Source organism: Muricomes intestini (assembly GCF_004346165.1).
Classification (GTDB): domain Bacteria; phylum Bacillota; class Clostridia; order Lachnospirales; family Lachnospiraceae; genus Muricomes; species Muricomes intestini.
The window spans coordinates 42,085-53,980 of sequence record NZ_SLZZ01000008.1; the positions used below are offsets into that span (position 1 = coordinate 42,085).

Genomic DNA, 11,896 nt, shown 5'->3' on the forward strand with positions numbered 1-11,896 from the left:
TCTCTCAGTTTTCTGCTGCTCCTTTAAAGTTCTGCCTAAATCTGTATAGTTAAAAACGCAGGCACAACAATAATTATCAATACAATTGCCAACATCATGAACATGGGGCCCAGCAATTTTGTTCCCGCTTCCTCTCCTTTTTTACGTGCCTGCTTTTTTCTTTCTTCAAAGGCCTCCGCCGCCTCTCTCCTAAGCAAATCACTCATCCCCTTTGTTCCTTTTCTCAGATTTTGAGATAATAGGGCGCCAAATTTACGGTAGGAGGGCAGCTGGCACCTGCTGCCGAATCTTTCATAACATTCCCTCTCTGAAACACCGCCCTGTATCTCATGCATGGTATACAGCATTTCTTCGTAAGCTGCATGAATCTTCTTTTCTTCTCTCTGCTTTTCATATTCCTGAACCATTTTGAACCAGGCCTTCCGCACTGTCATCCCTGCCCCAAGAAAAAGGGTAAACTGGCTGACAAGCTGAGGATAATCAGATTCTAATTGTTTTTGCCTAGCCTCTTTTCTTTGTTTTTCTTTCTGACGCTCTAAAATATAAATGGCACCGGATGCTACGATCCCCAAAACAAATAGACCTAATGCACGGGAATCACCGGCATATCTCCATGAAACTGGTTTTTCATCCAACTTGTCAGGAAGTATGAGATACGCATCCTCCCTGGTACTTTCCTCCTGTTTCTTAATCTGCTGATTCAGATTTTGGAGTTCCTTTTCCTTTACATTTAATTTGGGTGGGTAAATATTAGCATAAAAGGTATGTACTGCCTCTTCATCTTTGCAGGAAAGCAGGGCGCGGAGTTCAACCGGTGTTCCTTCCTCCTGCAAATGTTCTCTCTGCAGCTCACCCATGATATTTACCACATCGTAATTATCAGTTTCCCAGGCAACAGTAATACCGGAATCCGGAATCTTATCTATCAGATTCAAATCATATCTGACTTCATCCAGGCTGGTGTTTTCTCCCAATATTAAATTTTCTAACCGGGCTGCACCTTTCTTAAAAATTTCGGGCAGCTGTTCCTCACTATACTGCTGTTCTCCCACTGTCACAGTAAGAGGCTCTCTCTCTTTTTCCAGGCAAACCTCCAGGTCTATAGCTTTATCTCCCGCCCCATAGGTGCCTCGTTCGAGAACATACTTTCCCTCCTTGTTCTTTTGCGGTGTATTGTTGTTGTCTGCAAAGAACACTAGCACCGCTAACACACTTACCGATAAAAAAACCACACTCATTCTTCTATATACAGAATTCCACATATCCAAACTCATACCTCAATTTCCACCAGGCTTTTTCCTATTTTATATGCCGCCCCGTAAATTCCCAGGCAGCAGCTCATCAGTCCCACACCCAACGGATTTTTGTAAAGTACTTCCATAAATTCAGGAAAGGCAAGACGCATGTACAATAAAATTCCAAATGGAATGACACACATAACTTTAAATTCCATTTTTTTTGCCGCCAATAGTGTTTGTATTTCTTTCTCCACTTCAATCTTTTCACTGATATCTTTCACTGCATTTCTAATAATTGTGATACTGTCACCGCCCGTACGTTTGGCTGCTGCAAACACAGTTACAAAATTGCGGACATCTTCCTGATTGACTCTGTCAGCAAATTCATTCAATACCTGTTCCACCGTCTGATTCATGTCAAGCTGATGAATCATCCTTGCAAATTCCTTTCTGATTCTGGTATCTTTCCTGAAAAGAGGTTTTATATCCTTTGCTGTCTCACGTACCGCATTCTCCACGGAGTATCCCACATTCAGTGCTGAGGCCAACGCTTGTATGCTTTCTTTAAACTGCTCTCTGAATTCTGCTTCCTTTACCCTGCATCTGTCCTTCTGCCATGCCCGCAGATAATAACAAAGAGTAGGCAAAACCAGCAAACCAGCTGTCCATGTATCATAAAATAAATATGCCGCCGTCGCCATCAGAGCTGTCCCTTTCACAGCTGCAAATGCATATTCCTCAGGCCGTATATCCTGCTGCCAGCAGTTTTTCCCTATGAACCAGTTCTTCCACTTTCATAAGCTTTCCTTGAATTTCCCCATTTCCCGTTCCCTCCTCTCTAAATTCATACAATGTCTGAGTCCGCACCTTTCCCTCCTCATATCCCACCACCTCTGCTATCTCCAGCACCTTTCTGCTCTTATCTCTTAAACGCCCCAGGTGGATAATAATGTCAATTGCCGATGCAATCTGTCTCTGAATGGCAGCAAGGGGCATATCTATTCCCATCATCATCATAGTCTCCAGTCTGTGCAGCATGTCCGTTGGATTGTTGGCATGGCCTGTAGACATAGATCCACTGTGCCCGTTGAGCATTGCAGAAGATATCATATCCACGGTCTCCTCACCTCTTACCTCTCCGACAAGAATTCTGTCAGGCCTCATTCTAAGTGCAGCTTTTATCAAATCCCGGATAGTCACGGCACCTTCCCCTTCCAGATTTACGTTTCTTGTCTCAAGCCTGACCAGATTAGGCACTTCTTTTATCTGAAGCTCCGCATTATCCTCGATGGTAATCAGCCGTTCATCTTTTGGAATATAATCAGATAAGGCATTTAAAAAGGTTGTCTTCCCTGCACCTGTTCCACCGCTGACAAAAATGTTGTATTTGGCACGGACTAACACTTCCAGAAACTCCGCTGCCTCGGCACTGATACTCCCCCATGAAATCAACTGTTCCATCGTTACTTTTTCCCGGGGGAACTTTCTGATTGTCATAATAGGGCCGTTTAGTGCCACGGGCTTCAGCACCACGTTCACACGGGAACCATCTTCGAGCCTGGCATCTGCAATCGGTGACGCTTCATTGACATACCTATTTGTTCCCGCCACTACCTGCTGTATCACATCCTCCAGTCTGGCCGCTGACAAGAAATGCTTGTCTGATGGATAAACCCGCCCGTCTTTTTCAAGGAATATATTATCCGTCCCATTAACCATAATCTCCGTAATGTCTTCATCCTCAATTAAATCCTGCAGGATATCAAGTTTTCTAAACGCATTGAATAACTCCTTACTCAGATGTATCTTTTCCTGGAGAGGCATATACTTTTGTTCACTAGCTTCATTTAAGACCACATGTATCAGCTCCAGAAGTTCCTCGTCCTCCATCTCATGCTCCATGTCCATTTGCCGCAGTACTTTATCATACATTTCTTCCAGCCTGTTTATGTGTCCTCACCTGCCCTTACCTCAATCTTTTTCTGTATCGTATGCTCCAATACATCCTCATACCCTGTCTGCCTTAAATTTCTGACATACTGCTTAAGCTTAGCCTGCGAAACCGGCTCCTCAATATATGGTGTATAGACGGTATAGCACCTTCTTAAAATTTCATACAAACCGTCGATACCATCCCCTAAGTCAAGAATTACCGTCCTATAGATGCAGTTTGCAAAAATCTCCTCAAAAAGATTTATCCATTCTTTCTCCTTCACAGACCTTAAGTCCTGTATTACAGGCATTGGGGAGATATAATCCAGGCCTTTAACCTGCCCGGCAATTGCACTGATTCTCAGTCCGAGGTTTCCCGTCTCCTGACGAATGTAGTATAGAAGATCACCCAGGTTCGCTTCCTCTTTCTCTGGAAAATAGTAACCGTCTCCCGAGTACTCTTCCAGATTCAGATACAGCACCGGACCGCTCTTTGCAAGATCCATCCCCAGATTAATAGCAAATTTTGTCTTGCCAACTCTGTGAATGGGAGAGTAAATCCCTATAAGCTGTCCTTTGGTAGTGTTGATGCTTTTTCTTATCAGTGCTTCTCCGGCACTCACTGTCTCTTCCAGAATACTTCCCAGAATCATGTCGGAAGACTGATACTTGTATATGCCTTTTTCTCCGGGCAACAGTTCTCTCTCACCGCCTTTCACAAGCACATAGCGCTTGTCCGCCTCAATCAGCCGTCGCTCTTGTGCAGGATAATCTTCGCCAAGAAGCATAATATGGACAGTCTTTTGCTTTGAAAACTCCTTAAGCTGGTCCAATTCCTGAAACAAGTGCATCTGAAATCCCAATTCCCTGTGCATGCCTATGGCTTTCATAAGATTTTTGCCATATTCCTGCTCCACATCGCAAATCACAAAATTCTTTGGATGCAACCTATCCCTCCTGTTCATTTGTAAAATAAAACTTTGAAAATATTGCTGCGACCCTGCAGCATGATTCAATCATGATGGTCAAATCTAATATAACAATCCAACCCAAGAAACATCCGGCACCTGGAACCAGTGCCTGAATGAAACAGCAGTTTGAGTAACTACTGTATAAATCGTATTATAAATATAGATTTTAGAAATGTCTATACCAATTTCTAAATTTGCACTTTTTTGTAAAAACCTCACAAATTTTGGTAAAATAAAATACCATAGAGAAGACAGACTCCCGGAATTCCAAGGCCTCCCGCTGTCAAAAAGGATACCACGTTCAAACCTACACTCAATGTATCACTCCCATGAAGTAAATATTGATTGATCAAATAAATTAACCCCATTCCAAGAACAGCACGGATGACAAAATTTACAACCGTTGATGCCAATTTATTTTCCATACTCCTTCCCTCCAATCTGCATATATGACATACTATTCAAATTGGTTCAGGAATATTCCGCCTTCCCTGTAATTTACAGTTGTATTTGTATCTCTCTGTTTGTTCTTTGGTACCGATGATATCTGACCCCTGACGCATCCATCATCTTTTTCGATGCCACAACAGACGCTGTATCTGCATATTTATCACACTCAAATATAACTTCTTTTATTCCTGCCTGAATAATTGCCTTGGCACATTCATTGCAGGGAAACAGGGAAACATACAACTTTGCTCCTGCCAGGCTTCCCCCGTTATAGTTCAGGATAGCATTCAGTTCGCTGTGGGTGGAATATACATACTTGGTCTCCAACGAATCATCCCCTTCCCTGGCCCAGGGAAAATCATCATCCGAACATCCTATCGGAAAACCATTATATCCCATAGATAATATTTTATTATCCTGACTTACTATACAGCAGCCCACCTGTGTATTCGGATCTTTGGAGCGCATTCCTGACAGCTTCGCAACTCCCATAAAGTACTCGTCCCAAGACAGATAATCTTCTCGTTTACCTGACATATCTACCGGCTCCCTTCGTTTCTATTTTGTTCCGAAAATACGGTCACCGGCATCGCCAAGACCAGGAACAATATATTTATGCTCATTGAGACGTTCGTCAAGCGCTCCAATATAAAGGTCAACATCCGGATGCTCCTTTTGCATTCTTTCCACGCCTTCCGGTGCTGCAATAATGCATAGAAAACGTATTCTTTTCACACCTTTTTCTTTTAGCATCTGTATCGCGGCCGTACTGGAGCCGCCTGTTGCCAGCATGGGGTCTACCACAAATACCTCTCTCTCATCACAGTCTGCCGGGAGCTTACAGTAATACTCCACCGGTTCAAATGTCTCCGGGTCACGGTAAAGCCCTATATGCCCCACCTTTGCGGCAGGTATAAGGGATAACATTCCATCCACCATTCCAAGTCCGGCCCTTAAAATAGGTACTACCGCCAGTTTCTTTCCGGTCAGTTCTTTCCCGACTGTCTCACTTATCGGTGTCTTAATCTTCACATCCTGCAATTTCAGGTCCCGTGTTGCTTCAAAACACATCAGGCCTGCAATCTCTCCTACTACTTCACGAAATTCTTTTGTTCCAACCTCTTCGCTTCGGATGTAACTGATTTTGTGCTGAATCAATGGATGATCCATAATGTGTACTACTGACATCATTTTCCTCCTCTAGTAAATGAATTGAGTTTATTTGTTAATTTTTTTATTAACATGCAAATTATTTCATAGCATTCCCCATATGCTGTCAATGGTTGTCCATATGGATTCGGTATCTCGGTATTATCTTCTGTAAACTCATTTAAAGTATAAACATTTTTTATATTATCATACTCAGAGACAATTTTCCATTTCTGACTTTCATCCATTGTAAGAATCAGTGTATCTTCATCCAAATCTTCGTCTGAAAGGGCAACGGAAGAATACTCTTTCAAACTCATCTGACTGCTCTTTAGGATTGCTTCTATTTTTTGATTCACAGGCTCGGGAAAGAGTACCACAAGTCCGCGGGAATCTATCACATATTCCTGCTCCAGATCTTGATTTCTCAGAAGTTCCGCTGCCATAGGTCCTCTGCTTGTATCTGTGTTGCTCAGAAAAAGAATCCGGCGGTATTTCTGCTGCCTTGCAATAACAGATGCAGGAATTCTTAAGTGCCCTGCCGCCTTCTCAAGGCGGTTCATGATTGCACTGCCGATTCCCCGGGCTGCAAAGGATTCACTGTATATCTCCCCTACATCTTCCTCATCAAACTCCCGAAGCACCGCATAGAGATTCCTCGCAATCGTCTTATCATTGTCGCGGGTTCCGATATTCTTTACAATTCCGTGGGTATAATAAGCAAAAGTCTCATTTGTAGCAATGATACCTACTTCTTTTCCTTCTCGATAGGCGGCATAGGACAACTGCCGTATTGCAAGTATCTCCTCCCGAAGAGTACCTTCTACAATCATCATTTTAGCTTTTGGCGCATAATGACGATATTTCATGCCTGGAGCCTTTGGATGCTGATTACTTTCACTTCCGTAAATAGTCTCATCCACACTGACAGGCCCGACGACTTCCTCCAGCATGTCCGCTGTAATTGCACCTGGACGCAGTATCATAGGTGGAACAACAGTCATATCGACAATTGTAGACTCCAGTCCTATGTCAACACTCCCTCCATCCAGTATCATATCAATCTTCCCACCCAGATCTTCCTCCACGTGCTGTGCCGACGTGGGACTTGGCCGACCAGATGTATTGGCGCTGGGGGCAGAAACATATCCCCCCGCTGCCAGTATCAGTTCTCTTGCAATAGGGTCACTTGGCATACGCACGGCTACAGTCTCCAGCCCGCCTGTTGTTCCATAAGGGACAATTTTACTTTTTTCAAAAATCATCGTCAGCGGACCCGGCCAGAAATGAAATGCTAATTCCTCTGTCTCTGCCGGCATATTTACTGCTACTTCGTCCAGCGCCTGGACATCTGCAATGTGCACTATGAGAGGATTATCCGAAGGGCGCCCTTTCGCTGCATAAGTCTTCTTTGCCGCCGCTTCATCCAGAGCATTCGCTCCCAGTCCATAGACTGTTTCTGTCGGAAAAGCAACAAGACCGCCTCTTTTTAATAGCTCTCCTGCTTCCTCTATTATCTTTTCATCTATCTGATCTTTATCTACTTTTTTTATTATCGTTTTCATAGTTTTCATTATACCATTATTTATCCTAAAAAAAAACTCTCTTTGTAAAAATAACGCTCCACACCTCATGGGTACTCTTACTTTGACAAATAATTTTGGATTCCTTTGCATATTGCCTCGGTGAGAGCATTTTGATATTCATCGTCGGCAAGTTTATCTGCTTCCGCCTTGTTGCTCAAAAATCCACACTCGACAATAATTACCGGTGCATCCGTCTTTTTTAGCATATAATATGTATCATTTGCTTTTGCCTGCCTTGTATTATCCGGATCTGCATCTAGCAGAGCCTCCTGCATGATTTTTGCCGACTTTTCTCCCTCACTGGAATGTGTGAAGTAAAATACCTGGGCTCCATGTATGCTTTCTTCATGATAGCTGTTCTGGTGTATGCTCACTGCCAACGCAGGTTTTTCTTTATTAATGATAGAAACCCGTTCTTTCATATCCTCCACCTTTGAATCTGCAAGGCCATTTTCATCGTCACGGGTCATAATGACCTTAATTCCCTGCTTTTCAAGCATTGTTTTTACCTTAAGTGCTATCTGAAGATTCAGGTTCTTCTCCTCAGTTCCAGTTACTCCCACTTTCCCAGGGTCTCTCCCTCCATGTCCTGCGTCAATTATGACGACCTGCTTTTCTTTTTTGCCTGGTGCAGCCGTTTCTTTTGTATCGCGGTTGAGGTAATTCCTATAAAGGTATTCCCCTGCTTTCTGGCTCCCTATTACCGCACATACAAGCAATACAAGCAATCCTAATATTCCCAATTTACGGCGCAAAAAAACATCCCCTTTCCTACTCTTATTGAACGTTAGCCTTTCAATAAGTATGCATTCTTCCTATATATATGCGGAAAAAGGATGTTTCTTTCGTCTAGTGCGCCGTCCCACTAACATTTCGCAAAATAGCTTGTGTTATTTTTCTGAAAGCCACTGAAGCAGTGCACTAGTTCACATATTGAAGGATAAGATCCCATATTCCGGGATTCTCCCAACCGAGTCTCCATTCAGCAGCTCCGGCAAGTTTGTTACTCTTAATCACTTTTAGCTTTTCTTCTATTGATTCCTTGTCTTCCAACCATATCTTATATGTTGTGCCGTCGGCTTCCCACTGAGCGTAATTCTGCTTGGTCTTCTCATCCCACTTGGCCTGAACACCCGCCGAGTTAAGCAATTCTTTTGCCTCGTCCATACCGACAGCCCTGCTTGTTATCTTATTTGGATAGTCTGCCGCCTCGGTGCCAGCTTCCTCAGCCAGTTGCTCCTCAGTCTTGGGAGTCTCCTCCCACAGTCGTGAATAGAAAGGAATACCTCCTACAAGTCTTGTTTCGGGAACAGCCTTAAGCGCATTCTCAATTCCATCCTTTACAAAATGATAGGATGCGACGGAACCGGCTTCATAGGAATTCTCAGTATGTTCATCATACGCCATGATAATCACGTAATCGGCAACCTTTCCCTGTTCCGCCAAATGATATTGTTCATTATATGGCATCGGAACATAATTATCAATAGTAAAAACAAGATCATTCTGTCTGCACTTTACAGACAGTTCACGCACAAACTGTATAAAATGTTCTCCGCATTCTTCGGAAACCAACTCAAAGTCTAGATTGATTCCATCAATATCGTTCTGAAGCGCTGCAGCAATAACCTGATTAATCAGATTCTCGCGCTTTGAAGTATAACTCAGCACTTCATAAGTCTCATCGTAGGAGTTAATTCCTCCATGAAAATCTCTCAGCGTAGCCCACACGTCAATATTAGATTTGTGAGCATAGTTCACATACTCAGAACTGACAAGAGATGAAATGTTTCCATCCGTATCAGAAATATTAAACCACGTAGGTGCTATTGTCGTAAGCCCTTTTGTGCTAGCTATCATCTCAAGGATATAACTGTTGGCCGTATCATTCTCCACATTATGCCATGCCATGTTGATGGTATAATCCACTGATATATTAGTGTAATCGGGTTCCTGAAAGTCTCTTTCCACCACTTCTTTCGTGCTTTTTTTCAGTGAATTTGTCTTGACATAACCAATAAATCCGTCGCTGGTGCGGACTTTCATCCAGTCACCTTCATCTTCCAATATCCATACTTTATCTGATTTTTTGACCTCCGTCAAAATAGGACTCTTTACACCTCCCTGATACCTGACCTGAGTGTCTCTTCTAAGTACAGATACCTCCTTTTCACTCCAGTCACAGTCAATTACAGTTTTAGATATTGGCTTGTCATCTACAGAATACTCCATATCCGTGTATTGCTTTATAAATGCAAGTGCGATATATGCAGTCTTGCCTTCTGTCTTAAGTATTACATAGTCTTCACTCTTTTTCTCTTTTACATCTGTATATTCTTTACTTCCGACATTTACAGAAACACTGCCATCCGGCAATGTATACAGCAGGACATTTTCATTGGAGTCCCAATAAAACCTTTCGTTGATGTAATCACGGACGACCGAGTATTCTATATACGGGACACCTTCAAACAGCTTACCTCCTGCAGAGGCACCTTCAGAAGCCCCCATAATTTGATCATCTACTACTACTGCAAGATCATCATTATTCTGTATACCATAATATTTTTTCAAATCTACCTTCTCTTTTGATGAGCCGTATTTTTGCCAGAATAATAGTCCGCCTGCTGCAATAATAATCAAAACAATAAAAATAAGTATTCTTATAATCAAATTACGTCTTCTTCGTCTTGCCCGGCTGCTCTTTCTTCGTGGCCTTTGACCATATGATCCTGTGCCGCCCGGTCTAAAACTTCCCGGCCTCTGGTTACTGCCGCCTGGGCGTCTTTTTTGTGCATTCTGCTGGAATGCCCTCCGGGCATATTCGGCTTTCCTTTCTCTTTCGTCCATGCCGCACCTCCTATGTAGAGCCTATTATATCATACCTTATTAAACATTAGTAGTTTAATAAGCAAAAAATATAATCTCCGCAAAAGGCTTTACAGAGCTGTTCAGCTATACCTTTTTTGCCTTTCTGTACTGTCGTCTTCCGGCGCATTGAGGGGATTCTTCGCCTGATTATTACCATTAATGTTTACAAAAATAAGTGATTCTATGTATCCCTTTTCATCCATGACATAGTCCCGCATATAGCAGCCTTCTTCCCGGATCATGTGCGCTGTCACAATCTGCAGCGGACTCGCCGGGCTGCCCTCCAGATGCATAGGTACACCATTTTTTTCATAATTCTCCAATTCCACATATAAATCTTTGTATTTGTACGCTGTCTCACCAATCTCCATGGTTCTCCTTTCTCCGTAGATTCAGATAAATATTGGACTGCTGCCTGGCTTTTCAGTTTCTCGGAGGTATCGTGACGCACCGCCGGATTGTGGCAGTATGGAAGATAGTATGAATCTGCGGTTCCTTTCTCATTAAGAAAATTTTGATGATTTTGTCCTTGAAGCGGACATATGAATTATACGAATGTTTACTAGATTTGATTAACTATTTGCACCTCCTTTTGTATAGACATCTATTTATCCTGGAATACTATCTTCTGTAACTGCAATTATAAAAAAGGTATGCACACTTTTCAATGTGTTTATTGTTTATAAGCTCTTCCCATTTGTTGATAACATAAAAATTACAACATGGACTAATGAATTAATGCACTCGTCCATGCTTATAACCATAAAAGTAATATAAAGTCTTCTGGTTTCTCTTTACATCTTTTTTATTTTTGTTTATACTAATAGTGAGAAGATATATATTTTTTGATATTACAATTCGTAAGGATGTGATGATATGAAAATCGAAAAACTGAATGACAATCAGATTCGTTGTACCCTGACACATGCCGACCTCGCAGCACGTCACTTAAAATTAAGCGAACTGGCATATGGCACGGAAAAAGCCAAATCTCTTTTCAGAGACATGATGCAGCAGGCATCTTTTGATTTTGGCTTTGAAGCAGAAGACATCCCTTTGATGATAGAAGCAATTCCTGCTTCTGCGGACTCTATCGTTTTAATTATTACAAAGGTAGAGGATCCGGAGGAATTAGATACAAGATTCTCTAAGTTTACACCTCTGGGGGAAATTGATTCCGACACGGCAGAATCACTGGAGAAGTTAGAAGGGGCAGAAGAATTTCTGAATCTTTTAAACAAAGTGAAAGAAGCGGCATCTGATACGCAGAATACTTCTACCGTTTCAGATGCACCGGCACCATTTAATGTACGGTTGTTTTCTTTTGACAGTATGGACCGGGTAATTCAGGTTGCACATCTTCTTCAGCCTGTATATCACGGCTCAAACACACTATACCATGATCCAGAGAATTCGTTGTATACTCTGGCACTAACACAATCAGATCACACAAACAGTGAATTTAACAAGATATGTAATATGCTTTCTGAGTATGGCTCACTTGAAAAAGCCTCCGGTGCTACACTGGCATTTTTGGAAGAACACTGCGATATCATGGTATCTGCAAATGCAGTACAAAAGCTGTCTGTAATATAATCTTACGCAGCCCTGCTGCTATCTCAGGGCCTGCCTGAGGCAGTCCCTGAGATGAAGAAAACCCCACACTTCTGACGAAGTGAGGGGCTTTCTTCTGTAGGGG

The 11,896-nt window shown here is 42.4% G+C and carries 12 protein-coding genes; 1 reads left to right on the plus strand and 11 read right to left on the minus strand.

The window, feature by feature from the left end; translation table 11 throughout:
• Nucleotides 1-35: 35 nt before the first annotated feature.
• The 11 genes from EDD59_RS07230 to EDD59_RS07280 form a co-directional block, all read right to left on the minus strand.
• On the minus strand, nucleotides 36-1,274 hold the full coding sequence (locus EDD59_RS07230) for a type II secretion system F family protein (RefSeq protein ID WP_243117363.1): 1,239 nt from the start codon (nucleotides 1,272-1,274) through the stop codon (nucleotides 36-38).
• Nucleotides 1,271-1,957: a type II secretion system F family protein gene (locus EDD59_RS07235; protein ID WP_330571968.1), complete on the minus strand. Its 687-nt coding sequence runs from the start codon at nucleotides 1,955-1,957 to the stop codon at nucleotides 1,271-1,273. Before EDD59_RS07235 ends, EDD59_RS07230 begins: the two co-directional genes overlap by 4 nt.
• A 19-nt stretch (nucleotides 1,958-1,976) precedes the next feature.
• On the minus strand, nucleotides 1,977-3,170 hold the full coding sequence (locus tag EDD59_RS07240) for a TadA family conjugal transfer-associated ATPase (protein ID WP_330571969.1): 1,194 nt from the start codon (nucleotides 3,168-3,170) through the stop codon (nucleotides 1,977-1,979).
• Between the two features lie 14 nt (nucleotides 3,171-3,184).
• A complete protein-coding gene (locus EDD59_RS07245) occupies nucleotides 3,185-4,117 on the minus strand; it encodes a P-loop NTPase family protein (RefSeq protein ID WP_132380455.1) in 933 nt (310 codons plus the stop codon).
• 239 nt (nucleotides 4,118-4,356) lie between these two features.
• Nucleotides 4,357-4,566 carry a pro-sigmaK processing inhibitor BofA family protein gene (locus EDD59_RS07250; RefSeq protein WP_132380457.1) on the minus strand — a complete coding sequence of 70 codons (210 nt, stop codon included), beginning with the start codon at nucleotides 4,564-4,566 and terminating at the stop codon, nucleotides 4,357-4,359.
• A 73-nt stretch (nucleotides 4,567-4,639) separates the two neighbouring features.
• Nucleotides 4,640-5,128 carry a deoxycytidylate deaminase gene (locus EDD59_RS07255; protein WP_132380459.1) on the minus strand — a complete coding sequence of 163 codons (489 nt, stop codon included), beginning with the start codon at nucleotides 5,126-5,128 and terminating at the stop codon, nucleotides 4,640-4,642.
• Between the two features lie 21 nt (nucleotides 5,129-5,149).
• Entirely contained in the window at nucleotides 5,150-5,779 is a 630-nt protein-coding gene (gene upp, locus EDD59_RS07260; protein WP_132380612.1) for a uracil phosphoribosyltransferase, read from the minus strand.
• Nucleotides 5,779-7,305, minus strand: coding sequence for an L-threonylcarbamoyladenylate synthase (locus EDD59_RS07265; protein ID WP_132380461.1), 1,527 nt, complete (start codon nucleotides 7,303-7,305; stop codon nucleotides 5,779-5,781). Before EDD59_RS07265 ends, upp begins: the two co-directional genes overlap by 1 nt.
• Nucleotides 7,306-7,382: 77 nt before the next feature.
• The gene (locus EDD59_RS07270) at nucleotides 7,383-8,081 is read right to left on the minus strand and encodes an N-acetylmuramoyl-L-alanine amidase family protein (RefSeq protein ID WP_132380463.1); all 699 of its coding nucleotides are present in this window, start codon (nucleotides 8,079-8,081) and stop codon (nucleotides 7,383-7,385) included.
• Nucleotides 8,082-8,247: 166 nt separating this feature from the next.
• Nucleotides 8,248-10,176, minus strand: coding sequence for a glycosyl hydrolase family 18 protein (locus EDD59_RS07275; RefSeq protein WP_132380465.1), 1,929 nt, complete (start codon nucleotides 10,174-10,176; stop codon nucleotides 8,248-8,250).
• Nucleotides 10,177-10,277: 101 nt separating this feature from the next.
• On the minus strand, nucleotides 10,278-10,568 hold the full coding sequence (locus EDD59_RS07280; protein WP_132380467.1) for a hypothetical protein: 291 nt from the start codon (nucleotides 10,566-10,568) through the stop codon (nucleotides 10,278-10,280).
• Between the two features lie 505 nt (nucleotides 10,569-11,073).
• On the opposite strand from EDD59_RS07280, the gene EDD59_RS07285 reads away from it, so the two are divergent.
• Nucleotides 11,074-11,793 (plus strand): adaptor protein MecA, encoded by a 720-nt coding sequence (locus EDD59_RS07285; protein ID WP_132380469.1) that lies wholly within the window; start codon nucleotides 11,074-11,076, stop codon nucleotides 11,791-11,793.
• Nucleotides 11,794-11,896: the final 103 nt, after the last annotated feature.

Bases quoted from the DNA above. Each gene is read 5' to 3' on its own strand.
- EDD59_RS07230 (WP_243117363.1), bottom strand. From the start codon at position 1,274: ATGAGTTTGGATATGTGGAATTCTGTATATAGAAGAATGAGTGTGGTT.
- EDD59_RS07240 (WP_330571969.1), bottom strand. From the start codon at position 3,170: ATGTATGATAAAGTACTGCGGCAAATGGACATGGAGCATGAGATGGAG.
- EDD59_RS07250 (WP_132380457.1), bottom strand. From the start codon at position 4,566: ATGGAAAATAAATTGGCATCAACGGTTGTAAATTTTGTCATCCGTGCT.
- EDD59_RS07255 (WP_132380459.1), bottom strand. From the start codon at position 5,128: ATGTCAGGTAAACGAGAAGATTATCTGTCTTGGGACGAGTACTTTATG.
- upp (WP_132380612.1), bottom strand. From the start codon at position 5,779: ATGTCAGTAGTACACATTATGGATCATCCATTGATTCAGCACAAAATC.
- EDD59_RS07265 (WP_132380461.1), bottom strand. From the start codon at position 7,305: ATGAAAACGATAATAAAAAAAGTAGATAAAGATCAGATAGATGAAAAG.
- EDD59_RS07275 (WP_132380465.1), bottom strand. From the start codon at position 10,176: ATGGACGAAAGAGAAAGGAAAGCCGAATATGCCCGGAGGGCATTCCAG.
- EDD59_RS07280 (WP_132380467.1), bottom strand. From the start codon at position 10,568: ATGGAGATTGGTGAGACAGCGTACAAATACAAAGATTTATATGTGGAA.
- EDD59_RS07285 (WP_132380469.1), top strand. From the start codon at position 11,074: ATGAAAATCGAAAAACTGAATGACAATCAGATTCGTTGTACCCTGACA.